Source organism: Streptomyces sp. NPDC007905 (assembly GCF_042959345.1).
In the GTDB taxonomy this organism is placed as follows: domain Bacteria; phylum Actinomycetota; class Actinomycetes; order Streptomycetales; family Streptomycetaceae; genus Streptomyces.
On sequence record NZ_JBIBKS010000009.1, the window covers coordinates 1 to 22,866 of the forward strand.

General features: G+C 72.7%; 18 protein-coding genes and 2 rRNA genes. 15 read left to right on the top strand and 5 right to left on the bottom strand.

Features of this window, described 5'->3' with window-relative positions; genetic code table 11:
* The 3 genes from ACFZDC_RS17250 to ACFZDC_RS17260 form a co-directional block, all read left to right on the top strand.
* Window positions 1–74: ribosomal RNA gene (locus tag ACFZDC_RS17250) — 23S ribosomal RNA — on the top strand; the annotation flags it as partial.
* Window positions 75–185: 111 nt separating this feature from the next.
* A 5S ribosomal RNA gene (gene rrf, locus ACFZDC_RS17255) occupies window positions 186–302 on the top strand.
* A gap of 1,430 nt (window positions 303–1,732) precedes the next feature.
* A complete protein-coding gene (locus ACFZDC_RS17260) occupies window positions 1,733–2,557 on the top strand; it encodes a hypothetical protein (protein ID WP_391325091.1) in 825 nt (274 codons plus the stop codon).
* Between the two features lie 66 nt (window positions 2,558–2,623).
* Here ACFZDC_RS17260 and ACFZDC_RS17265 read toward each other — a convergent pair whose 3' ends face one another.
* On the bottom strand, window positions 2,624–3,907 hold the full coding sequence (locus tag ACFZDC_RS17265) for a DUF1015 family protein (RefSeq protein WP_391324576.1): 1,284 nt from the start codon (window positions 3,905–3,907) through the stop codon (window positions 2,624–2,626).
* A 73-nt stretch (window positions 3,908–3,980) separates the two neighbouring features.
* On the opposite strand from ACFZDC_RS17265, the gene ACFZDC_RS17270 reads away from it, so the two are divergent.
* From ACFZDC_RS17270 to ACFZDC_RS17285, 4 genes are all read left to right on the top strand, one after another.
* Entirely contained in the window at window positions 3,981–5,009 is a 1,029-nt protein-coding gene (locus tag ACFZDC_RS17270; RefSeq protein WP_391324578.1) for an HAD-IIA family hydrolase, read from the top strand.
* A gap of 67 nt (window positions 5,010–5,076) precedes the next feature.
* Window positions 5,077–6,120: an iron chelate uptake ABC transporter family permease subunit gene (locus tag ACFZDC_RS17275; RefSeq protein WP_391324579.1), complete on the top strand. Its 1,044-nt coding sequence runs from the start codon at window positions 5,077–5,079 to the stop codon at window positions 6,118–6,120.
* A complete protein-coding gene (locus tag ACFZDC_RS17280) occupies window positions 6,117–7,163 on the top strand; it encodes an iron chelate uptake ABC transporter family permease subunit (RefSeq protein ID WP_391324581.1) in 1,047 nt (348 codons plus the stop codon). Before ACFZDC_RS17275 ends, ACFZDC_RS17280 begins: the two co-directional genes overlap by 4 nt.
* Window positions 7,160–8,002, top strand: a complete 843-nt coding sequence (locus tag ACFZDC_RS17285) for an ATP-binding cassette domain-containing protein (protein ID WP_391324583.1) — start codon at window positions 7,160–7,162, stop codon at window positions 8,000–8,002. The genes ACFZDC_RS17280 and ACFZDC_RS17285 overlap by 4 nt, the downstream gene beginning before the upstream one ends.
* On the opposite strand, the gene ACFZDC_RS17290 is transcribed toward ACFZDC_RS17285, so the two are convergent.
* Window positions 7,986–8,333, bottom strand: a complete 348-nt coding sequence (locus ACFZDC_RS17290) for a sterol-binding protein (RefSeq protein WP_391324585.1) — start codon at window positions 8,331–8,333, stop codon at window positions 7,986–7,988. The two genes, ACFZDC_RS17285 and ACFZDC_RS17290, sit on opposite strands and share 17 nt — an antisense overlap.
* A gap of 42 nt (window positions 8,334–8,375) precedes the next feature.
* Here ACFZDC_RS17290 and ACFZDC_RS17295 point away from each other — a divergent pair, with 42 nt between their 5' ends.
* From ACFZDC_RS17295 to ACFZDC_RS17320, 6 genes are all read left to right on the top strand, one after another.
* Window positions 8,376–8,681 (top strand): hypothetical protein, encoded by a 306-nt coding sequence (locus ACFZDC_RS17295; RefSeq protein ID WP_391324587.1) that lies wholly within the window; start codon window positions 8,376–8,378, stop codon window positions 8,679–8,681.
* A gap of 58 nt (window positions 8,682–8,739) precedes the next feature.
* The gene (locus tag ACFZDC_RS17300; RefSeq protein ID WP_391324589.1) at window positions 8,740–9,555 is read left to right on the top strand and encodes a TlyA family rRNA (cytidine-2'-O)-methyltransferase; all 816 of its coding nucleotides are present in this window, start codon (window positions 8,740–8,742) and stop codon (window positions 9,553–9,555) included.
* Window positions 9,552–10,457, top strand: a complete 906-nt coding sequence (locus ACFZDC_RS17305; protein ID WP_391324591.1) for an NAD kinase — start codon at window positions 9,552–9,554, stop codon at window positions 10,455–10,457. The genes ACFZDC_RS17300 and ACFZDC_RS17305 overlap by 4 nt, the downstream gene beginning before the upstream one ends.
* A gap of 339 nt (window positions 10,458–10,796) precedes the next feature.
* The gene (recN, locus tag ACFZDC_RS17310; RefSeq protein WP_391324593.1) at window positions 10,797–12,539 is read left to right on the top strand and encodes a DNA repair protein RecN; all 1,743 of its coding nucleotides are present in this window, start codon (window positions 10,797–10,799) and stop codon (window positions 12,537–12,539) included.
* A gap of 10 nt (window positions 12,540–12,549) precedes the next feature.
* On the top strand, window positions 12,550–13,305 hold the full coding sequence (locus ACFZDC_RS17315) for a hypothetical protein (RefSeq protein WP_391324595.1): 756 nt from the start codon (window positions 12,550–12,552) through the stop codon (window positions 13,303–13,305).
* Window positions 13,306–13,658: 353 nt separating this feature from the next.
* Window positions 13,659–14,795: a glycosyltransferase gene (locus ACFZDC_RS17320; RefSeq protein ID WP_391324596.1), complete on the top strand. Its 1,137-nt coding sequence runs from the start codon at window positions 13,659–13,661 to the stop codon at window positions 14,793–14,795.
* Between the two features lie 7 nt (window positions 14,796–14,802).
* Here the strand turns inward: ACFZDC_RS17320 and ACFZDC_RS17325 are convergent, their stop codons facing one another.
* The 3 genes from ACFZDC_RS17325 to ACFZDC_RS17335 form a co-directional block, all read right to left on the bottom strand.
* Window positions 14,803–16,452, bottom strand: coding sequence for a PucR family transcriptional regulator ligand-binding domain-containing protein (locus ACFZDC_RS17325; protein ID WP_391324598.1), 1,650 nt, complete (start codon window positions 16,450–16,452; stop codon window positions 14,803–14,805).
* A gap of 49 nt (window positions 16,453–16,501) precedes the next feature.
* The gene (locus ACFZDC_RS17330; RefSeq protein WP_391324599.1) at window positions 16,502–17,884 is read right to left on the bottom strand and encodes an FAD-binding protein; all 1,383 of its coding nucleotides are present in this window, start codon (window positions 17,882–17,884) and stop codon (window positions 16,502–16,504) included.
* A 174-nt stretch (window positions 17,885–18,058) separates the two neighbouring features.
* On the bottom strand, window positions 18,059–19,861 hold the full coding sequence (locus tag ACFZDC_RS17335; RefSeq protein WP_391325093.1) for a glycoside hydrolase family 15 protein: 1,803 nt from the start codon (window positions 19,859–19,861) through the stop codon (window positions 18,059–18,061).
* 530 nt (window positions 19,862–20,391) lie between these two features.
* Here ACFZDC_RS17335 and ACFZDC_RS17340 point away from each other — a divergent pair.
* Both ACFZDC_RS17340 and ACFZDC_RS17345 read left to right on the top strand, forming a co-directional pair.
* Window positions 20,392–22,056, top strand: coding sequence for a CTP synthase (locus tag ACFZDC_RS17340; protein ID WP_391324601.1), 1,665 nt, complete (start codon window positions 20,392–20,394; stop codon window positions 22,054–22,056).
* A 101-nt stretch (window positions 22,057–22,157) separates the two neighbouring features.
* Window positions 22,158–22,784 carry an NUDIX domain-containing protein gene (locus tag ACFZDC_RS17345; RefSeq protein WP_391324603.1) on the top strand — a complete coding sequence of 209 codons (627 nt, stop codon included), beginning with the start codon at window positions 22,158–22,160 and terminating at the stop codon, window positions 22,782–22,784.
* Window positions 22,785–22,866: the final 82 nt, after the last annotated feature.

The window sequence follows — 22,866 nt, forward strand, 5'->3', positions numbered from 1 at the left end:
GGTTGATAGGCCAGATATGGAAGCCCGGTAACGGGTGGAGTTGACTGGTACTAATAGGCCGAGGGCTTGTCCATTGATGCTCGCGTTCACTGTGTATGTTCTGAGGCAACGAACGGTTGCCGGCTTTGAGCCGAACATGTGGTCACAATTGAAGAGTGTGCTTGTTCGCTCGAAACCATTAGGGTTTCGGTGGTCATAGCGTGAGGGAAACGCCCGGTTACATTTCGAACCCGGAAGCTAAGCCTCACAGCGCCGATGGTACTGCAGGGGGGACCCTGTGGGAGAGTAGGACGCCGCCGAACAATCTTTGGAAGGACCCCTGGTCACCAGCGTTCAGCTGGGACCAGGGGTCCTTTCGTTTTTACAATGCTTGCGGTACCGAAGACAGGAGTCACCGATGTCCACCAACTCTCCCGACGATCGACCGGAGCGCGACCAGCGGCGACGGGACAGTGGTGACCGCGGTGATCGTGGTGGCTACAGTGGCGGTCCGCGCCGTGGCGGCGAGCGGGGGCAGGACCGCGGCGGCGATCGTGGCGGCTACGGCCGGCGCGAGGACCGGGACCGCGGCGACCGCGGTGGTTACGGCCGCCGTGACGACCGAGGTGACCGCGGTGACTCCCGACGTGACGACCGCAGCGGCTTCCGTCGCGACGACCGCGGCGGCGACCGGCCCTCCTTCCGCCGTGACGACCGCGGCGGCGACCGGCCCTCCTTCCGCCGTGACGACCGCGGCGGCGACCGGCCCTCCTTCCGCCGTGACGACGACCGGCGTGACCACCGCGGTGAGCGACGCGACGACGACCGGCGCGGCTTCCGCCGTGACGACGAACGCGGTGGCTCCGGCCGCCGGGACGACCGTGACCGGGGCGACCGCGATGACCGTGGCGGTTACCGGGGCCGTGACGACCGCGGCGGCTTCCCTCGCGACGACCGCGACGACCGCCGTGGCGGTGAGCGTGGCGGCTTCCGTCGTGACGACCGTGGCGCCCGAGGTGACTTCCGGCGGGACGACCGCGGTGAGCGTGGCGGCTTCCGGCGCGACGACCGTGGCGAGCAGAGTGGCTTCCGAGGCCGCGACGACCGCCGTGAAGGTGACTCCGGGTTCCGCCGTGGCGGTGAACGTTCCGACTCCCGGCGTGATGACCGTCGGGACGACCGCCGTGGCGGCTTCCGCCGTGACGACCGTGGCGACCGCGGTGACTTCCGGCGGGACAACCGTGGCGGCGACCAGGGTGGCTTCCGCCGTGACGACCGAGGCGCCCGCGGCGACCAGGGTGGCTTCCGCCGTGACGACCGAGGCGCCCGCGGCGACCAGGGCGGCTTCCGCCGTGATGACCGTGGCGACCGCGGTGACTTCCGGCGCGATGACCGAGGCGCCCGCGGCGACCAGGGCGGCTTCCGCCGTGACGACCGAGGCGCCCGCGGCGACCAGGGCGGCTTCCGCCGTGATGACCGTGGCGACCGCGGTGACTTCCGGCGCGATGACCGTGGCGAGCGTCGTGACCGCGGTGACTTCCGGCGTGACGACCGGGGAGACCGCGGCGACCGCGGCGGCTTCCGTGGTCGGGACGACCGCGGTCGTGGCCCCCGTCGCGACGACCGGGGCGACTTCCGCCGGGACGACCGTGGTGGTCGGCCGGGTACCGGTGGCTTCCGGGGCCGGGACGACCGGCGTGGTGGCGGCCGTGTCCGCGACGAGCGCGACCGGGACCGGGAGCCGATCAAGCGGCTGCCGATCCCGGAGGACGTCACCGGTGACGAGATCGACAGGGACGTCCGGCAGGAGCTGCAGAGCCTGCCCAAGACGCTCGCCGAAGACGTCGCGAAGAACCTGGTGATGGTCGCGCGCCTCATCGACGAGGACCCTGAGGGCGCCTACGGCTACTCCAAGGTGGCCCTGCGCCTGGCGTCCCGCGTGGCCGCCGTGCGCGAGGCCGCCGGGTTCGCCGCTTACGCCAACCAGAAGTACAGCGAGGCCCTGGCCGAGTTCCGGGCCGCGCGGCGCATGACCGGGACCGTGGAACTGTGGCCGGTGATGGCCGATTGCGAGCGTGGGCTCGGGCGGCCGGAGAAGGCGCTGGACATGGCCGGTGCCCCCGAGGTGCACAAGCTGGACAAGGCCGGGCAGGTCGAGATGCGGCTCGTCGCCGCCGGTGCCCGGCGTGACATGGGGCAGCTGGACGCGGCCATCGTGACCCTGCAGAGCCCGGAGCTGGCCTCCAACTCCGTCCAGCCGTGGACCGCCCGTCTGCGTTATGCCTACGCCGACGCCCTGCTGGCCGCCGGCCGGGAGAACGAGGCGCGGGAGTGGTTCGCGAAGGCCGTGGAGGCCGACCGGGACGGCAGCACGGACGCCTCCGACCGGCTCGCCGAGCTGGACGGCGTGGAGTTCGTCGACGCCCTCGACGAGAACGAGGGCGGGAGCGAGGGCGAGGGCGTGAACGAGGGCGTGAACGAGGGCGAAGGCGAGGCCGACAGCGAGAAGGAGCCGGACGGTGAGCGCGGAGAGAACGCCGACGCCACGGACGCCTCCGAGCAGGACGGCAAGGACTGACCCGTTCGGGTGACGAGGTGACGAAGGGCGGGACCCCAGGGGTCCCGCCCTTTCGTATGCGCCGGATCAGATCTCCAGCGCCCGCAGCACCAGTCCCGACGCCGGCTTGGGGCCGAACGACGTCGACTTGCGGGGCATCGTCACGCCCTGGCGGGCCAGGTCGCGTACGACCTCCTCGTGGACGGGGTGCAGCAGGACCGCCGTACTGCCGTCGCGTTCGGCCTTCTCGACCGTGGCCGTCGTGTCGTGGATGTAGGCGATGTGGGCCGGGGAGTCCTCGGGGATGTGCCAGACGTGGTCGAGGAGCGTCGCGTGCAGGACGGTGGCGTCCAGGCAGCGCCAGGCGGCCGGGCGGTCCGTGGGGACGGTGCGGGCCAGCAGGTCCGGGTCCGGGCGGTCGATGAGGTGGAAGGCGCCGTCGCCGGCCAGCAGGAAGGCGTTGCCCGCGCAGGCCGCGTCCGCCAGTGCCTCCAGGGCCTCGGGCAGCGGCTTGTCGAGATGTCGTACCCGGAACAGGCCGTCCAGGGCGGCCAGCGCGTCCGTGACCGGCAGGCCGTGCAGCAGGCGGTGGATGGCCCGGACGCGCAGCGGGTAGCGGGCGGTGTCGACCAGGAGGACCAGGCCGTGGTCCCAGGGGCTCGGCGAGGGGTGCTCAGCGCGCAGCCGCCGGTAGGTGGCCCAGCGGTGGTGGCCGTCGGCGATGAGGGCCTGGTGGTGAACCAGGTCGGACTGGATCCGGTTCACGTCGGCGGGGTCGGTGACTGCCCACAGGCGGTGGTGGAAGCCGTCTTCGGTGGTCGTGGCCAGCAGCGGGGGCAGCTCGGCGGTGTGTTCGACGACCTCGGCCGCCGTGCCGTTGCCGCGGTAGGTCAGCAGCAGGGGTTCCAGGTTGGCGCGGGTGGCGCGCATCAGGGCCGCCCGGTCGGCGACCACCGGCGGCATGACGTCCTCGTGCGGGAGCACCACGCCCTCGGAGGGGTCCGACACGCGCAGGGCGCCGATGACGCCGCGCTGGAGCATGCCGTTGCCGTCCCGCTGCTCGTACACGTACAGGGCGGGGTCCGTGTCGGCGGTCAGGACGCCCTCGGCGAGCCAGCGGCGCAGGGTGTCGGCCGCCTGTTCGTTGCGGGCGTCGGGGGTGCCGGCCTGGGGGAGGATCAGGCGGACGATGTTGTACGGGTCGGCTGACTGGAGGTGGTGCAGGCCGTCGGGGCGGACCACGACGTCGTAGGGAGGGGAGGTGACGGCGGCCAGGCTGCCGACCCGGTCGGGGTCGTAACGAAGGCCACGGAACGGGGTGAGTTCCAGGCCTCGGCGCGCTGTTGCTTCCGAGTGACCTGCAGTCTTCATCCCGGCATCGTACGTGTGTCAGGGGTGTGGGGGATGATCGAGGGAAAGACGGTCGAACGAGGAGCGATGTGGAATGAGCCAGGGCGTCAGGACGAAGCCCGAGGGCAGTGGGCAGCCCCTGAGCGAGGCGTACGACACGGCGCTGCTCGATCTGGACGGGGTGGTGTACGCCGGCGGGAACGCGATCGCGCACGCCGTCGACTCGCTGGCCCACGCGCGTGCGGGCGGGATGCATTTGGCCTACGTCACCAACAACGCGATGCGCCCGCCGGACGCCGTGGCGGAGCACCTGACGGAGCTGGGGATACCCACGGGTGCGGGCGACGTCATCACGTCGGCGCAGGCGGTCGCGCGGCTGATCAGCGAGCAGGTGCCGACCGGGGCGCGGGTGCTGGTGATCGGTGGTGAGGGGCTGCGGGTGGCGCTGCGCGAGCGCGGCCTGACGCCGGTGGAGTCGGCGGACGACGATCCGGCGGCGGTGGTGCAGGGGTACGGCGGGCCCGATCTGCCATGGGGGCGGTTCGCGGAGGCGTCGTACGCCGTGGCGCGAGGGGTGCCGTGGTTCGCGTCCAACACCGACCTGACGATTCCCAGCGGGCGGGGGATCGCGCCGGGCAACGGGGCGGCCGTGGAGGTCGTCCGTATCGCGACGGGCGGGGAGCCGCAGGTGGCGGGCAAGCCGCTGCCGCCCATGCACCGGGAGACGATTCTGCGGACGGGCGCGAAGCGGCCGTTGGTGGTCGGGGACCGGCTGGACACGGACATCGAGGGCGCGTTCAACGGCGGGGTGGACTCGCTGCTGGTGCTGACCGGCGTCACGGACGGCCCCCAGCTGCTCGCGGCGCCGCCGCGGCACCGGCCGACGTATGTGGACGCCGATCTGCGGGGCCTGCTTACCGGCCAGCCCGAAATCACCCGGAAGGGCGAGGGCTTTTGCTGCGCGGGCTGGACGGCGACCGCCGGTGCGGACCGGCTGGAGCTGGAGGGCGAGGGTGAGGCGCTCGACGGGCTGCGCGCCCTGTGCGCTGCGGCCTGGACGGCGGCCGGGGACGGTTCCTGTGAGCTGGAGGCGGGCAAGGCGCTGGCCAGACTCGGGCTCTGACGGGCAGCGACACGTCACAGGAGCCGCAGGATCGAAGTCGAATGCGAGGGTAGGCTAACCTAACCTTGTGTTGGTCGACAGTCCTACGGAACCGCGCGCGCGGACCGCCCCCGCGCCCCCAACCCGCCGGGTGCCAAGGGCCCTTGGGCTCATCCTCTCCGTCGCGGTCCTGGTGCTCCTCGCCCTGGCGAGCATCGCGATCGGGGCCAAGGCGCTGTCGCTGGACCAGGTCGGGCACGGCCTGTTCCACGACACGGGGACCTACGGCGACGTCGTCGTCGACGAGCGGCTCTCGCGCACCGTCCTCGGTCTGCTGGCCGGTGCCGCGCTCGGCCTGTCCGGGGCGGTGCTGCAGGCGCTCACCCGCAATCCGCTCGCCGACCCGGGGTTGCTCGGCATCAACGCCGGCGCCTCCGCCGCCGTCGTCACGGCCGTCACCTACTTCGGGGTCACCAGCCTCACCGGCTATGTGTGGTTCGCCTTCGGCGGTGCGGCGGCGATCGGCGCGCTGGTGTGGTTCCTCGGCGGAAGCCGGGGCGCCACGCCGGTGCGGCTGGCACTCGCCGGTACGGCGATCAGTGCCGCCCTGTACGGCTATCTCCAGGCCGCGATGATCATGGACGATGCGGCGCTGGGCAGGATGCGCTTCTGGACGGTGGGTTCACTCGCCTCGGCCACGGACTCGACCGTCCTGCAGGTGCTGCCGTTCCTCGCGGTCGGCACGGTCCTCGCGCTCGCCCTCGCCCGGCCGCTGAACGCCGTCGCGATGGGCGACGACACGGCCCGTGCCCTCGGCGCGCACCTGGGCCGTACCCGAGCCCTGGCCATGCTGGCCGCGACCGTGCTGTGCGGTGCCGCGACGGCCGCCTGCGGTCCGATCGTCTTCGTCAGTCTGATGGTCCCGCACGCGGTGCGCTCCTTCACCGGCCCCGACCTGCGCTGGATCCTGCCGTACGCGGCGGTTCTGTCGCCCGTGCTGCTGCTCGGCGCCGACGTCATCGGCCGGGTCGTCGCCCGCCCCTCGGAGCTCCAGGTCGGCATCGTCACCGCGATCATCGGCGGCCCGGTCTTCATCCTTCTCGTACGGCGGCGGAGGACGGCCAAGCTGTGAAGACACCCACCAGGAGCCGTGCCGTACGCGCCCCCGGAGGGCTCTGTCTGCGCCTGGACGTCCGCGCGCTGATCGTCGTCGCTCTGCTGCTGGCCGCCGCGCTCGCCGCCGGCGTGGCGCTGATCGGCACCGGCGACGCCGAGATCCCGGCCGCCGACGTCCTCAGGACGCTCGCCGGGAACGGTACGGCCTACCAGCACTTCATCGTCCACGAACTGCGCCTGCCGCGCGTCCTGGTCGGCCTGCTGGTCGGCGCCGCGCTCGGCCTCGGCGGTGCCCTGTTCCAGGCCGTCTCCCGCAACCCGCTGGGCAGCCCGGACGTGCTCGGCCTCTCGCAGGGCTCGACGGCGGGCGCGCTGATCGTGATCGTGCTGATGTCCGGCAGTGCCACGCAGGTCACCGTCGGCGCGCTGATCGGCGGCCTGGTGACCGGATTCGCCATCTATCTGCTCGCCTGGAAGCAGGGCGTGCACGGCTACCGGCTGGTCCTGGTCGGCATCGGTGTCTCCGCGATCGTCACCGCGGTCAACGGCTACCTGCTCACCAAGGCCGACCTCGTCGACGCGGCCCGTGCGGTGGTGTGGATGACGGGGTCCCTCAACGGCCGTGACTGGCAGCAGGTCTGGCCGCTGCTCTGGCTGTGCGTCCTCCTCGTGCCGCTCGTCCTCGCCAACGCGCCGGGCCTCAGGATGATGGAGATGGGCGACGACGTCGCGAACGCCCTCGGGGTGCGCGTACAGCGCGTACGGCTGGTGCTGATGGTCTGCGCCGTCCTGCTCACCGCCGCCGCCACCGCCGCCGCGGGACCCGTCGGCTTCGTGGCGCTCACCGCGCCGCAGCTCGCCCGGCGCCTGACCCGCTCGCCCGGGCCCAACCTGGTGCCCTCCCTGTGCATGGGCGCCGCCCTGCTGGTCACCGCCGACTGGGCCTCGCAGCGCGCCTTCGGCGCCGACCAGCTGCCCGTGGGCGTGGTCACCGGTGTCCTCGGAGGTGCCTATCTGCTGTGGCTGCTGGTCACCGAGCGCAGGGCGGGCCGGATATGACCGCCGGCAGCGCGACGAACAACCGAAGGAGCACCGTGCACCGCCTGTCCGCCGAGAACGTCACCCTCGCCTACGACCAGCATGTCATCGCCGAACAGCTGTCGGTGGAGATCCCCGACCACTCCTTCACGGCGATCGTCGGCCCGAACGCGTGCGGCAAGTCGACGCTGCTGCGGGCGCTGTCGCGGACGCTGAAGCCGATCCGGGGCCGGGTGCTGCTGGACGGGCAGGTCATCCGGTCGATGCCCGCGAAGAAGGTCGCGCGGACCCTCGGCCTGCTGCCGCAGTCGTCCATCGCGCCGGACGGGATCACCGTCGCCGACCTCGTCGCGCGCGGCCGCTACCCGCACCAGGGCATCCTGCGGCAGTGGTCCGCCGACGACGAGCGGATCGTCCGGGAGTCCATGGCACAGACCGGCGTCGCGGAACTCGCCGACCGGTACGTGGACGAGCTGTCCGGCGGCCAGCGCCAGCGCGTGTGGATCGCCATGGCGCTCGCCCAGCAGACCCCACTGCTGCTCCTGGACGAGCCGACCACCTACCTCGACATCCAGCACCAGATCGACGTCCTCGACCTGTGCGCGGAGCTGCACGAGGCCCAGGGCCGCACCCTGGTCGCCGTCCTTCATGACCTCAACCACGCCGCCCGGTACGCCACCCACCTCATCGCCCTGCGCGGCGGCCAGGTGATCGCCGAGGGCGCCCCGAACGACATCGTCACGGCCGAGTTGGTGGAGGAGGTCTTCGGGCTGCGCTGCCGGATCATCGACGACCCCGAGACCGGGACCCCGCTGGTCGTTCCGGCCGCGCGCAGGGCGAGGCTCACAGCAGCTTCCTGAGCCGGAACAGGTCCAGCAGGGTCGCCTCCAGCTTCACCCGGCCCTTGCCCCAGGCGGTCGCGAAGTTCAGTTCGCCGTCCACCAGGGCCACCAGGTCGTCGCCGGCCAGGGCGAGCCCGATCTGCGCCTTCTCGCGCGGTGGCCCCGGGTGGGTCTCGTCGACCTCGATCCGGCCGCCGGTCATCCGGCCCACGAAGGTGACGTCCAGGTCGGTGATGTGGCAGCTCACCGAGCGGTCCAGCGCGGCGGCGGCCCGGGCGTCGCCCTCGGTGCCCTGCATGGTGTCCGAGAGTTTTCCCAGCGCGGTGCGGCACTCCTCGATCGTGGCCATCGCCACCGACGGTACCCCAGCGGTTCGGGGTAGCGTCTGGGCATGAGCGAGTCCGTGTCCGACGACACCGAGGAAACCGAGGGGACCGGGGAACAGGTCGTCACCGAGGCCGAGCCCGAGTACGACCCCGCCGCCCCGGCACCCCTGCACGTCCCGCGCGCGCCCACCGGCAACGCGGAGGTCGACGCCCAGCTGGAGCGGCTGGCCGACGCCGACCACCTCGCCACCGACGGCCATCTCGAGGTGTACGAGGATGTACACGGGGGGCTGCGCGACGCGCTCACCGCGCTCGACGCCCGCCCGGGACCTCCGGCTCCCACCCGTCACCCGACCGCCGCCCCCCAATGAGACCCTTCGGGTCGCACCCTTCGATCGTCGTACCACCAGAGCAGGAGCTGAACCCACCGTGGCAGGAGTCGCACGCCGCCGTCTGGACGCGGAGCTGGTCCGCCGGAAGCTCGCGCGCTCGCGCGAGCACGCCGGTCAGCTGATCGCCGCTGGGCGGGTCACCGTCGGCAGGACCGTGGCGACCAAGCCGGCCACGCAGGTGGAGACCGCGGCGGCGATCGTGGTCGAGGCAGACGCCGGCGACCCGGACTACGTGTCGCGCGGCGGCCACAAACTCGCCGGTGCGCTGGAGGTCTTCGTACCGCAGGGGCTCGTGGTCGAGGGCCGGCGCGCGCTGGACGCCGGCGCGTCCACCGGCGGCTTCACCGACGTCCTGCTGCGCGCGGGCGCCGCGCACGTCGTCGCCGTGGACGTCGGATACGGCCAACTTGCCTGGTCCCTCCGAAACGATGAACGCGTCACCGTCAAGGACCGTACGAACGTACGCGAGTTGACGCTTGAGGCGATCGATGGGGAGCCTGTGGATCTTGTCGTGGGGGATCTGTCCTTCATCCCGCTCGGGCTGGTGCTGCCCGCCCTGAAGCGGTGCGTGAAGCCGGACGCCGACCTGGTGATGATGGTCAAGCCGCAGTTCGAGGTGGGGAAGGAGCGGCTCGGCAGCGGGGGTGTCGTACGGAGTCCGCAGCTGCGGGCGGAGGCCGTGCGCGGGGTGGCCGAGAAGGCCTGGGAGCTGGGGCTCGGCGTGCGTGGGGTCACCGCCAGCCCGCTGCCCGGTCCCTCGGGCAATGTCGAGTACTTTCTCTGGCTGCGGGCCGGCGCCCCCGAACTGGACCCGGCCGACGTCGACCGAGCAGTGGCGGAGGGGCCGCGTTGACACAGAACCGAGCGCGTACTGTTTTCCTGCTCGCCCACACCGGGCGGCCCGCGGCCATCCGCAGTGCGGAGCTGGTGGTCAAGGGGCTGCTGCGGCACGGCATCGGGGTGCGGGTGTTGGAGGAGGAGGCGTGCGACCTGCCGCTGCCCGACGAGGTGGAGCTGGTCAAGGAGGCGACGCCACAGTGCCTCGACGGCTGTGAGCTGCTGATCGTGCTCGGCGGCGACGGCACGCTGCTGCGCGGCGCGGAGTTCGCCCGGGCGTCGGGGGTGCCGATGCTCGGCGTCAACCTCGGACGGGTGGGGTTCCTTGCGGAGGCCGAGCGGGACGACCTCGATCGGGTGGTCGACCGGGTGGTGGCGCGGTCCTACGAGGTCGAGGAGCGGATGACCGTCGACGTCGTCGTGCACCGCAACGGGGACATCGTGCACACGGACTGGGCGCTGAACGAGGCGGCCGTACAGAAGGCCGGCGCCGAGAAGCTGCTGGAAGTCGTGCTGGAGATCGACGGCCGCCCGGTGACGGGGTTCGGGTGCGACGGGATCGTGCTGTCCACGCCCACCGGGTCCACGGCGTACGCGTTCTCCGCCGGGGGGCCTGTGGTGTGGCCCGAGGTGGAGGCGCTGCTGATGGTGCCGATCTCCGCACATGCGCTGTTCGCGAGGCCACTGGTCACGTCACCGAATTCGGTCCTGGCTGTGGAGGTTCTGCCTCATGTCCCGCCCGGCGTGCTGTGGTGCGACGGGCGGCGGACCGTCGAGCTCCCGCCCGGGGCGCGGGTGGAGGTGCGGCGGGGGGCCGTGCCGGTGCGGCTGGCTCGGTTGCATCACGCTTCGTTCACGGATCGGCTGGTGGCCAAGTTCGCGTTGCCCGTTTCCGGGTGGCGGGGGGCGCCTCACTAGGTGCTGTGACCGGAAGGGTTCACCGGCTCGCGACGCCCGGCACGGCACCTCGCCGCGTTGTCGCATCACCCGAGTACATCCAGTACGCGGGCGATGCTCCGCCTTGCGATGCTCCCCCACTGCCTGAACGGCGTGGGAGGTGCCCCCAGCACCGGACGCCGCGAGCTTTGCGGCAAACCTTTCCGGTCACAGCACCAGCGGTTCGTGGGGGTTGGTCGCGGTTCGTCGGCGGGTGCCGGCCGGCCGGGGCCGGTCGCGCGGTTCCCCGCGCCCCTCGAGCAGGACCACTCGCCGGAGTGACATGGGCGGCCCATGTGCACTCCCCGCCCCGGACCTCGTATGGTCTGTTCCGTGTTGGAGGAGATGCGGATACGGTCGCTCGGGGTCATCGACGATGCCGTCGTCGAGTTGTCGCCGGGGTTCACCGCCGTCACTGGTGAGACGGGTGCGGGCAAGACCATGGTGGTCACCAGCCTGGGGCTGCTGCTCGGTGGGCGTGCGGACCCGGCGCTCGTGCGGATCGGCGCCGGGAAGGCGGTCGTGGAGGGGCGGATCGCCGTCCCCGCGGGTGCCGCCGCCGTCGCACGCGCCGAGGAGGCCGGGGCCGAGCTGGACGACGGCGCCCTGCTGATCAGCCGTACCGTTTCCGCCGAGGGCCGCTCGCGGGCGCACCTGGGCGGGCGCAGTGTGCCCGTGGGGCTGCTCGCCGAGCTGGCCGACGACCTGGTGGCCGTGCACGGCCAGACCGACCAGCAGGGGCTGCTGAAGCTGTCCCGGCAGCGGCAGGCCCTGGACCGGTACGCGGGCGATGCCGTCGCCGTGCCGCTGGCCAAGTACACCGAGGACTACCGGCGGCTGCGGGCCGTTGCCGCCGAGCTGGAGGAGATCGTCACGCGCGCGCGTGAGCGGGCCCAGGAAGCCGACATGCTCCGGTACGGGCTCGAGGAGATCGCCGCAGTGGAGCCGCGGGCCGGGGAGGACGTGGAGCTGGCCGAGGAGGCGGAGCGGCTCGGGCATGCCGAGGCGCTGTCGTCCGCCGCCACCGCCGCGCACGCCGCTCTCGCGGGCAATCCCGAGGACCCCGAGGGCATCGACGCCTCGACGCTCGTCGCGGGCGCGCACCGGGCCCTGGAGGCCGTCCGCTCGCACGATCCCGCGCTCGCCTCCCTCGCCGACCGGATCGGTGAGATCGGGATCCTGCTCGGTGACGTGGCCGGTGAGCTGGCGGGCTACGCCGACGATCTGGACGCCGATCCGCTGCGGCTGGCCGCCGTGGAGGAGCGCAGGGCCGCGCTCGGCGGCCTCACCCGCAAGTACGGAGACGACGTCAACGCGGTCCTCGCCTGGGCCGAGCAGAGTGCCGCGCGACTCACAGAACTGGACGGCGACGACGAGCGGATCGGCGAGCTGACCGCGGAGCGGGACGCCCTGCGCACCGAACTGGGCGGTCTGGCCCAGGCGTTGACGGACGCGCGGACGGAGGCCGCCGAGCGGTTCGCGGCCGCGGTGACCGCCGAGCTGGCCTCGCTGGCGATGCCCCACGCGCGCGTGTCCTTCGACATCCGGCAGACCGAGGACCCCGAGGGCGTCGAGGTCGGCGGGCGCACGGTCGCGTACGGGCCCTCGGGCGTGGACGAGGTCGAACTGCTGCTCGCGCCGCACCCGGGCGCGCCGCCTCGGCCCATCGCCAAGGGCGCCTCCGGCGGTGAGCTGTCCCGCGTGATGCTGGCCGTGGAGGTCGTCTTCGCGGGCACCGACCCGGTGCCGACGTACCTCTTCGACGAGGTGGACGCAGGCGTCGGCGGCAAGGCCGCGGTGGAGATCGGCCGACGTCTCGCGAAGCTCGCCAGGACCGCACAGGTCGTCGTGGTCACCCACCTGCCCCAGGTCGCCGCCTTCGCCGACCGTCAGCTGCTGGTCGAGAAGACCGACGACGGCTCGGTCACCCGCTCCGGCGTGAAGGTCCTGGAGGGCGAGGAACGGGTCCGCGAGCTGTCCCGGATGCTGGCCGGCCAGGAGGATTCCGAGACGGCCCGGGCGCACGCGGAGGAGCTGCTGGCCACCGCCCGCGCGGATCTGTGACGCCGGCGCGATGATCGACCGCGTCCGTAGCCCTGACTCGTTCCTGCTGTCCGCCGTGCTCACCCGGGCCGGGCAGGCGCTCCTGCGCGCCAACCCGCCCGGCGGGCGCGGGCCATGGGAGCGGAAGAACCACGCCGGGCGGTCCGTCGGGCTGTACGCGGGGCCGGCCTCCGCGCTCGCCACGGCGGTGGCCGCCGCCCGGGTCCACCCCGGCGCCGGGCTCGCGGTGCCGGCCGCCGGGGTGTGCGGGGCGTACGACGACGTCGCGGGGGATCACCGGCGCGGTTTCCGGGCGCATCTCGGCGCGTTGCGGGACGGTGAAGTCACCAGTGGGGCCGTCAAACTGTTCGGCATCTCGACCGCCGGGCTGGTGGCGGGGGCCCTGATGAAGGAGCGGCCGGTCGACAGGGTGCTGGCGGGTGTCGTGATCGCCGGGGCCGCGCACTTCGTGAACCTGGTCGACGTACGCCCGGGGCGTGCGGCCGGTGCGGTGCTCGTGCTCGGGGCGCCCGGGCTGTTGCGGAAGGGGCCGGGCGGGGAACTGACCGCGGCCGCCCTGGGCGGTGCCGCGGCCGTGCTTCCCGACGACCTCGGGGAGCGCGTGATGATCGGTGACGTGGGTGCGCACGCCCTCGGGGCGGCGCTCGGTGCCGCCGTGGTCGTGTGCAACCGGCGCGCGGGGCTGGTGGCGCACGCCGCCGCGGTGGTAGCGGCCGCGGCGTGCGGCGACCGGGTGAGCGCGTGGGCGCGGGATCTGCGCCTGTGACCTCGCGGTACGGGTGCTGACTGGGTTCGGTCGAGCCGCGCTGTGCCTCACCCGTGTGGGTGACGTGCTCCGGCGCACTGCTGCGGCCCGCCGCGCTGTGCGCCTCCCCGGATTTCCCGGAACGGCCGGAGGGCCTGGCATGCTTGGCGGGGAGCGCAGGGCGGGTGGTGGGTTGAGCGCAGGGCGGGTGGCGGGTCGAGCGCAGGGCGGGTGGCGGGTTGAACGCAGGGCGGGTGGCGGGTCCCACCCCGTTGTGCGGGAGGCACGCGGTACGTCCTTCCGCCCCTCTGAGCCCGCTACCTTCTGTACGTTTCTTCGTGACCGCCCGCGCCCGAGTCAGGAGCCCCGGCCCCGTGAGCCCCGTGAGCAGCAACGCACCGCACGGCCAGTCGCCGCTGCGCACCGTGCAGGTGCTGGGCGGAGGCAACGCCGGCAGCAGCGCGCACGTACGCTCCCTGGCCGAGGGGCTCGTCGCCCGGGGCGTGCGGGTCACGGTGTGCGCCCCCGTCGAGGCCGACCACGCCTACGACTTCACCGGTACCGGCGCCGACCATGTGCACGTGCCACGCAGCAGCGACCCGGCCTCCGTGGCCGCGCTCCGGGCGGCCTGCGCGGACGCCGACCTGGTGCACGCCCACGGGCTGCACGCCTCCTTCCGTGCCGTGCTGGCGCTCAGCGGGCGCCGCACCCCGCTGGTGGTCACCTGGCACAACCGGGCCCGGGCGGAGGGCGCCCGGGCGCACCTGCTGCGGCTGCTGGAGCGGCGCGTGGTGCGGACGGCCGCGGTGGTGCTCGGCACCACCTCCGACCTGGTGGACCGGGCGCGCCGGACGGGGGCGCGGGACGCCCGGCTCGCGGCCGTGGCCCTGCCCGGGCGGCGTCGGCCCGTCGACCACGACGACCCCGACCGGCTGCGGCCCAAGATCCGCGCCGAACTCGGAGCCACCGGACGCCCCTTGCTCATGGCGGTCGGCTCCCTCGACCGGCAGCGCGGCTACGACGTCCTGCTGGACGCCGCCCGGACCTGGCGGGACCTGAACCCGGTACCGCTGGTCGTCGTCGCGGGGGAGGGGCCGCTGCGGCCGGTGCTGCAGCGACGGATCGAGAACGAGGAGCTGCCGGTGCGGCTCGTCGGGCGGCGCGAGGACGTGCCCGAGCTGCTCACGGCCGCCGACCTGGCTCTGCTGACCAGTAGCTGGGAGTCGCGGTCCGTCCTCGCCCAGGAGGCGCTGCACGCGCGGGTACCGCTCGTCGCGACGCGCGTCGGCGGCATCCCGGACCTCGTCGGGGACGCGGCCGAACTCGTCCCGTACGGCGACGCGGAGTCGCTCGCGGACGCCGTCGTACGGCTGCTCGCCGATCCGGAGCGGCGGGAGCAGCTGCGGCAATGGGGTGCACGGCAGGCGGCGACCTGGCCGACGGAGGACGAAACCGTCGCCCAAGTGCTCAACGTCTACGACGAGTTGACCCAGCCGAGGCCGCTGGCCTAGGACCTGTCTAGGGCACGTGCCGACGGGCCCGCAGGGCGAGGCTCAACGCCAGTACGGTCTGCGGGTCGTCGAGGTCGGTGCCCAGCAACTCTCCGATGCGGGCGAGGCGGTTGTAGAGGGTCTGACGGTTGAGGTGCAGCTCGCGGGCGGTCTCCGCCTTGCGGCCCGCGTGCGCCAGGTAGGTCTCCAGGGTGGGCAGCAGCGGCGGCTTGGAGCGGTGGTCGTGGTCGCGCAGCGGACCGATCGCGCGGTCCACGAAGGCCGCCAGGTCCGGGTGGTCGCGCAGCCGCCACAGCAGCAGGTCGATGTCGAGACGGCGGGCGTCGTACCAGGGCCGGTCGGGCAGGCCCTGCGCCGCCGTCGCCGTCTCCGCCGCGTGCCGCAGTCCCGCCGACGCGGCCGCCCAGCCGCCGGCCACCCCGGCCACCACCACCGGCGGCGGCGCGCCCGGCCGGCGCATCCCGGCCCGCTCGACGCCCGCCCGCAGCGCGGCCGCCACCCGGTCGGCGACCGCCGACCGCTCGGACTCCGAGCGCAGCCCGAGCAGCACCGGCACCCGGCCCTCGACCGGCCGCACGCCCAGCAGCACCGGCACGCCCACCGCGGCCAGCTCCTCGGCGACCGCCCTGGCCAGCACCGCCCAGCCCCCGCCGGGTGAGAGGGAGTCCCCGACCCGCATGACGACCGGCAACAGCGGGCTGTCGCCGGGCTTGAAGCCGAGGACCCGGGCCTGCGCCGGGGCGTCGTCCGCGGTGATGCGGCCCTCGGCGAGGTCGGTGAGGAAGTCGCCGCGGCCACGTGCCGCGAGCTCCTCCTCCTGCCGGGCCTGCATCAGCACCACGGCCAGGATGCCCGCGGCCCGCTCGGCGGCGATGCGGTGCACCGGAGCCAGCGGCGAGCGGACCGGCAGCAGCACCAGCCGGGCCCGTACCGACCCCGGCCCCGCGCCGGGCCCGCCGCCGGGCACGTCCACGAGCACCGAACCGCCGGGCGGCGGCGCGTCCTTGTGCGGACCACGCAGCCCCTCCCACACCTGCAACGGATCCGCGCCCTCGGGACCGGACCCGGCGGCGTACAGCAGCCGGCCGTCCGCCGTCTCCAGGAACACCGGGTTGCCGCTGAAGTCGGCCAGGATGCCCAGCACCTGCGGCACCCCACCCCCGCCCAACAGGGCCTCGGTACAACGGCGATGGACCTCCTCCGCCCGCTGCAGCAGCGCGTAGTGGCCGTTGACGATCTCGGTGTGGATCTCCTCCGTGACGGTCACGAACGGTACCTCGCGGTGCAGCTGGACCAGCGGCAGCCCCGCGCTGCGGGCGGTGTCCACCAGGGCGGCGGGCAGCCGGGCGAAGCGCGGGCCCAGCTCCACCACCAGCGCGGCGATCCCGCGTTCGGCCAGCGTGCGCACGAACGCCCGCTGCTCGGCGGGGCGGGTGCCCAGGCCGTATCCCGTGGTGAGCAGCAGCTCGCCGCCCTTGAGCAGCGAGGCGATGTTCGGTACCTCGCCCGCGTGCACCCAGCGCACGGTGCGCCCCAGCCGGTCGGCCCCGGCCAGGATCTCCGGGAGCCCGCTGCGCAGCCCCGGCAGCTCCAGCGCCCGCTGCACGGTGATCCCGGCGCCCTGAGTGGCGAGTCTGCTGTCCGTACCGCTGTCCATGCAGCGGACGCTACCTGCGCAAACGCCCGGACGACAGCGTGGGCCCCGGCTATATCGGCCGGATGTTGTGGTTGAACCGGAAGACGTTGTCGGGGTCGTACTTCCGCTTCACCTTCTCCAGCCGCAGCAGGTTCCCGGCGCCCAGGCCCGCCCGCACCCGGTCGGCGCCCTCCTCGCCGATGAAGTTCAGGTACACGGCACCCGTGCTCCACGGCCGTACGGCCGCGCGGACGTCCCGCACCCAGGCCACCGCCCGCCCGTCGTCGCCCGGGTCGTCCCAGATGGCGAAGGGATGCACCGCCCAGGGCGCGTCCCGGTACGGCACCGGGTACTCGTGCGGACCGGCGGCGATCGCGCCTCCCTGCGGGAAGGCGAGGTGCTGGGTGGGGGTCGGCACCGGCATGCTCTCGGCACGGGCGCAGAAGACGTCCACCAGCTCGTCGGGCAGGCCGGTCAGGTACTCCGCCGACCAGTAGTTGCGCAGGCCCGGCGGAAAGTCCAGCATGCACTGCAGGTCCGCGTAGGGCATGTCGCCGACCAGCTCCACCTCGTGCGGCAGCGCCAGCAGCGGCTCGGCCAGCTTGCGCAGGTCGTCCTCGCCGCCCGCGTAGGTCAGCAGCCCCGCGCACACCAGCTCGCCCACCAGCTCCGGCGGTACGAACTCCTCGGGCGGACCGGTCAGATACAGCACCGCGCCGCCCACCTCGTCGGGTCCGGCGGTGATGACCTCACGGAAGACGCGCACCGCGTCCGGGCCGAACTTCGGCAGGTACAGCAGCAGGGCGATGGCGAACTCCGGCAGCTCGTGCAGCTCCAGGGTGAGCGCCGTGGCGACGCCGAAGTTGCCGCCGCCCCCGTGCAGCGCCCAGAACAGCTCCGGGTTCTCGTCGGCGTTCGCGTGCACCCGCTCGGCGTCGGCGGTCACCAGCTCCACACCGAGGAGGTTGTCGACGGCGAGGCCGAAGGCGCGGTCCAGCCAGCCGGTGCCGCCACCGAGGACGAAACCGCCGACGCCGGTCGTGGAGGCCCGGCCGCCGGTGGTCGCGAGGCCGTACGGCTGGGTGGCCCGGTCCAGATGGCTCATGGTGGCGCCGCCCTCGACCCGGACCGCCTCGGCCGCGGGGTCCACGGTCACGTGATGCATGCGGCGCAGGTCCACCACGAGCGCGCCGTCGCCCAGGGCCGTGCCGGCCACGCCGTGCCCGCCACCCCGCACCGCGATCGGCAGGTCCAGCTCCCGCCCGAACCGCACCGCACGGACCACGTCGGTCGCGTCCGCGCACTGGGCGATCACGGCCGGACGCCGGTCGATCAGCGCGTTGAAGACGACACGGGCCTCGTCGTAACCCGGATCCCCCGGCGCGAGCACGTCGCCGACCAGATCCTCGCGGAGCGCGGCGAGAGCCGCGCCCGCCTTCGAGAGGGAAGCCATGGCCGCCCCCTTCCGGAAAGGGGCTGGGTCCGCCTCCAGCCTAGGGCCTGTCCGGCGGCTCACACCGCCATCGCTGGCCATGGCACGCCCCTGCGAGCTGACAGGACACCGTTGCCCCGGGGCCGCTCCGATCCGCCGGACCGACCCTGGGCGGCCACGGTCACCCGGGCGCGCTCAGCCGCCGTACGCCCCCGACGCCGTCAGCCGCAGTGCGGTGTCGATCAGCGGAACATGGCTGAAGGCCTGCGGGAAGTTGCCGACCTGGCGCTGCAGGCGCGGGTCCCACTCCTCGGCGAGCAGACCGAGGTCGTTGCGCAGCGCGAGGAGCCTCTCGAACAGCTTGCGGGCCTCGTCCACCCGGCCGATCATCGCCAGGTCGTCCGCCATCCAGAACGAGCAGGCCAGGAAGGCGCCCTCGTCGCCCGGCAGGCCGTCGACGCCCTCGTCCTGGCCCTCCGTCGGGTACCGCAGGATGAACCCGTCCGGGGTCGACAGCTCGCGCTGGATCGCCTCGATGGTGCCGATCACCCGCTTGTCGTCCGGAGGCAGGAAGCCCATCTGCGGGATCAGCAGCAGCGAGGCGTCCAGCTCCCGGGAGCCGTAGGACTGGGTGAAGGTGTTGCGCTCCTTGTCGTAGCCCTTCTCGCACACGTCCCGGTGGATGTCGTCGCGCAGTTCCTTCCAGCGCTCCAGCGGGCCGTCCGCGTCACCGGACTCGATCAGCTTGATGGTGCGGTCCACCGCCACCCAGGCCATCACCTTGGAGTGCACGAAGTGCCGGCGTGGGCCGCGCACCTCCCAGATGCCCTCGTCCGGCTCCTGCCAGTGGTCCTCCAGGTAGCGGATCAGCTTCAGCTGGAGCAGGGAGGCGTAGTCGTGGCGGGCCAGGCCCGTCATGTGCGCCAGGTGCAGGGCCTCGGTGACCTCGCCGTACACGTCCAGCTGCAGCTGGTGCGCGGCGCCGTTGCCGACCCGGACCGGGGCGGACTGCTCATAGCCCGGCAGCCAGTCCAGCTCGGCCTCGCCCAGCTCCCGCTCGCCCGCGAGGCCGTACATGATCTGCAGGTTCTCGGGGTCGCCCGCGACCGCGCGCAGCAGCCACTCGCGCCAGGCGCGGGCCTCCTCGCGGTAGCCGGTGCGCAACAGCGAGGACAGGGTGATCGCCGCGTCCCGCAGCCACGTGTACCGGTAGTCCCAGTTGCGGACGCCGCCGATGTCCTCGGGCAGCGAGGTGGTGGGGGCCGCCACGATGCCACCGGTGGGGGCGTACGTCAGCGCCTTCAGGGTGATCAGCGAGCGGACCACCGCCTCGCGGTACGGCCCGTGGTACGTGCAGTGCTCGACCCACTCGCGCCAGAAGTCCTCCGTCGCCTCCAGCGACTGCTCCGGCTCCGGCAGAGCCGGCGGCTCCTTGTGCGAGGGCTCCCACGAGATCGTGAACGCGATCCGGTCACCGGGGGCGACCGTGAAGTCGGCGTAGGTCGTCAGCGCCTTGCCGTAGGTCTCGGCCTCGGTGTCGAACCACACCGAGTCGGGCCCGGCGACCGCCACCGTCCGGCCCTCGTGCTTGTGCACCCAGGGCACCACCCGGCCGTAGGAGAACCGCATCCGCAGCGCCGAGCGCATCGGTACCCGGCCGGTGACGCCCTCCACGATCCGGATCAGCTGCGGGGCGCCGTCACGCGGGGGCATGAAATCCGTCACGCGGACGGTGCCGCGCGGGGTGTCCCACTCCGACTCCAGGATCAGCGAGTCGCCGCGGTAGGTGCGCCGGGCCGCGGAGGGCGGCGGTGAGTCGGCAGCGTGCGCCGGGCCGAGCCGCCAGAAGCCGTGCTCCTCGGTGCCCAGCAGACCGGCGAAGATGGCATGCGAGTCGAAGCGGGGCAGGCACAGCCAGTCCACTGTGCCGTCCCGGCAGACCAGGGCAGCGGTCTGCATGTCTCCGATGAGTGCGTAGTCTTCGATGCGCCCGGCCACGTGCAACTCCAGTCGAACGGCCACGTCACCCCCGCGCAGGGGGGCTGTCGCTAGTGCGGTCAAGGGGTCGTTGTTGTGCGTCGTTGAGCGGTGAAGCAAAGCAGCCCGCCGAGCCCTGAGGCAACACGACAGTCCTTGCTCAACGAACTGCCGCGCTCTCGCGTTCCGGGTGATGCAGGCGGGGGTGTGCCGTCGTTCCGGCTGGGCTCGGCAGCGAGTGTCCGAGCAGGATACGACGCACGTAGATGATCTGCGTGCCGCTCCGGGCAACCCGTGTGGGCCGAACGAGTGACCAGCCGGTGAGAACGATGTGACCGATGTGCACCATGTCGGCGCACGTGGCGGGCGTTCCGTGTCGGCCCGGGCGCGGAGCGTGGCCGGAAGCCATCCCGCCCGGGCGCTGATACGCTGGTAGCCCGTGGACCGGTGGGAGACGAACCCCCGAACCGCAGCGACGGCACCCCCGGAAGCGTCCGGACCGGCAGCCGCACCGCACGACAGACAGCGACCACGGGAGCCCCCTCTTGGCCATGACGCCCAAATCCACGACGACCAAGCACATCTTCGTCACCGGGGGTGTCGCCTCCTCGCTCGGCAAGGGCCTCACCGCCTCCAGCCTGGGCATGCTGCTCAAGGCCCGCGGGCTGCGCGTCGTGATGCAGAAGCTCGACCCGTACCTCAACGTCGATCCGGGCACGATGAACCCCTTCCAGCACGGTGAGGTGTTCGTCACCAACGACGGCGCCGAGACCGACCTGGACATCGGCCACTACGAGCGCTTCCTCGACCGCGACCTGGACGGCTCCGCCAACGTCACCACCGGGCAGGTGTACTCCACCGTGATCGCCAAGGAGCGGCGCGGCGAGTACCTGGGCGACACCGTGCAGGTCATTCCGCACATCACCAACGAGATCAAGCACCGCATCCGGCGCATGGCCACCGACGAGGTGGACGTCGTCATCACCGAGGTCGGCGGCACGGTCGGCGACATCGAGTCGCTGCCGTTCCTGGAGACCGTCCGCCAGGTCCGCCACGAGGTCGGCCGGGACAACGTCTTCGTCGTGCACATCTCGCTGCTGCCGTACATCGGCCCCTCCGGCGAACTGAAGACCAAGCCGACCCAGCACTCGGTCGCGGCCCTCCGGAACATCGGTATCCAGCCGGACGCGATCGTGCTGCGCTGCGACCGGGAGGTGCCCACCGCGATCAAGCGCAAGATCTCCCTCATGTGCGACGTCGACGAGGCCGCCGTCGTGGCCTGCCCCGACGCCCGCTCGATCTACGACATCCCGAAGACCGTGCACGGCGAGGGCCTGGACGCCTACGTCGTACGCAAGCTGGACCTGCCGTTCCGGGACGTGGACTGGACGACCTGGGACGACCTGCTCGACCGCGTCCACAACCCCGACCACGAGATCACCCTCGCCCTGGTCGGCAAGTACATCGACCTGCCCGACGCCTACCTCTCGGTCACCGAGGCGCTGCGCGCGGGCGGCTTCGCGAACAAGGCCCGCGTCAAGATCAAGTGGGTCACCTCGGACGACTGCAAGACCCCGGCCGGCGCCAAGGCCCAGCTCGACGACGTGGACGGCATCTGCATCCCCGGCGGCTTCGGCGACCGCGGCGTGCTCGGCAAGGTCGGCGCCATCCGTTTCGCCCGCGAGAACAAGATCCCGCTGCTGGGTCTGTGCCTGGGCCTGCAGTGCATCGTGATCGAGGCCGCCCGCAACCTCGCCGGCATCCCGGACGCCAACTCCACCGAGTTCGACCCGGCCACTGGCCACCCGGTCATCTCCACGATGGCCGAGCAGATGGACATCGTCGCCGGTGAGGGCGACATGGGCGGCACGATGCGGCTCGGCATGTACCCGGCGAAGCTGGCCGAGGGCTCCATCGTGCGCGAGGTGTACGACGGCAAGGAGTACGTCGAGGAGCGGCACCGTCACCGCTACGAGGTGAACAACGCCTACCGCGCGGAGCTGGAGAAGAAGGCCGGCATCCTCTTCTCGGGCACCTCGCCGGACGGCAAGCTCGTCGAGTACGTGGAGTACCCGCGCGACGTCCACCCCTATCTGGTCGCCACGCAGGCGCACCCCGAGCTGCGCTCGCGGCCGACGCGTCCGCACCCGCTGTTCGCCGGCCTCGTGAAGGCGGCGGTCGAACGGACAGAGGCCGCGCGGAAGAATTCGAAGTAACACACCAGTTGTACGGTGGCCGGGGTGCATACCTTCAAAAGGTGGGCACCCCGGTTCTTCATCTGGCCGGTTCTTTGGGAAAGCGTGTGGAAGGACAGGGCATGACGATCAAGGACACCCCCGAGCAGTGGGAGATCCGCGCGACGGAGACCCCCTTCGTGGGCAACAAGACCTCCGTCCGCACGGACGACGTGGTCATGCCCGACGGCTCGGTGGTCCGCCGCGACTACCAGGTGCACCCCGGCTCCGTCGCCGTCCTCGCCCTGGACGGGGAGGACCGGGTCCTGCTCATCAACCAGTACCGCCACCCCGTGCGGCACAAGCTGTGGGAGATCCCCGCCGGCCTGCTCGACGTGCCGGGCGAGAACCCGCTGCACGCCGCCCAGCGCGAGCTGTACGAGGAGGCGCACGTCAAGGCCGAGGACTGGCGGGTGCTGACCGACGTGTACACCACCCCCGGCGGCTGCGACGAGGCCGTGCGGATCTTCCTCGCCCGCGACCTGTCGGAGGCCGAGGGCGAGCGCTTCGAGGCGGAGCACGAGGAGACCGACATGCAGCACGCGCGCGTGCCCGTCGACGAGCTGGTGCGCCGGATGCTCGCCGGTGACCTGCACAACAACTGTCTCGTCGTGGGCGTCCTCTCCCTGGTGGCGGCCCGCGGCGGGGACGGTCTCGACGCCCTGCGCCCGGCCGACGCGCCGTGGCCCGCGCGCCCCTTCGAGTCCTGAACCCACCCGTCCGCGCATTGGTGTGACGATCGCCTGATCCGATCGGGGGACGTGTCCGCCGCGCTCCTCCCGGATCGTCGCA

What these genes read in the sequence shown, in the direction of transcription:
- ACFZDC_RS17265 (WP_391324576.1), bottom strand. Translation starts at nt 3,907, where the DNA reads ATGAAGACTGCAGGTCACTCGGAAGCAACAGCGCGCCGAGGCCTGGAA.
- ACFZDC_RS17270 (WP_391324578.1), top strand. Translation starts at nt 3,981, where the DNA reads ATGAGCCAGGGCGTCAGGACGAAGCCCGAGGGCAGTGGGCAGCCCCTG.
- ACFZDC_RS17285 (WP_391324583.1), top strand. Translation starts at nt 7,160, where the DNA reads ATGACCGCCGGCAGCGCGACGAACAACCGAAGGAGCACCGTGCACCGC.
- ACFZDC_RS17290 (WP_391324585.1), bottom strand. Translation starts at nt 8,333, where the DNA reads ATGGCCACGATCGAGGAGTGCCGCACCGCGCTGGGAAAACTCTCGGAC.
- ACFZDC_RS17295 (WP_391324587.1), top strand. Translation starts at nt 8,376, where the DNA reads ATGAGCGAGTCCGTGTCCGACGACACCGAGGAAACCGAGGGGACCGGG.
- recN (WP_391324593.1), top strand. Translation starts at nt 10,797, where the DNA reads ATGGTCTGTTCCGTGTTGGAGGAGATGCGGATACGGTCGCTCGGGGTC.
- ACFZDC_RS17315 (WP_391324595.1), top strand. Translation starts at nt 12,550, where the DNA reads ATGATCGACCGCGTCCGTAGCCCTGACTCGTTCCTGCTGTCCGCCGTG.
- ACFZDC_RS17325 (WP_391324598.1), bottom strand. Translation starts at nt 16,452, where the DNA reads ATGGACAGCGGTACGGACAGCAGACTCGCCACTCAGGGCGCCGGGATC.
- ACFZDC_RS17330 (WP_391324599.1), bottom strand. Translation starts at nt 17,884, where the DNA reads ATGGCTTCCCTCTCGAAGGCGGGCGCGGCTCTCGCCGCGCTCCGCGAG.
- ACFZDC_RS17340 (WP_391324601.1), top strand. Translation starts at nt 20,392, where the DNA reads ATGACGCCCAAATCCACGACGACCAAGCACATCTTCGTCACCGGGGGT.
- ACFZDC_RS17345 (WP_391324603.1), top strand. Translation starts at nt 22,158, where the DNA reads ATGACGATCAAGGACACCCCCGAGCAGTGGGAGATCCGCGCGACGGAG.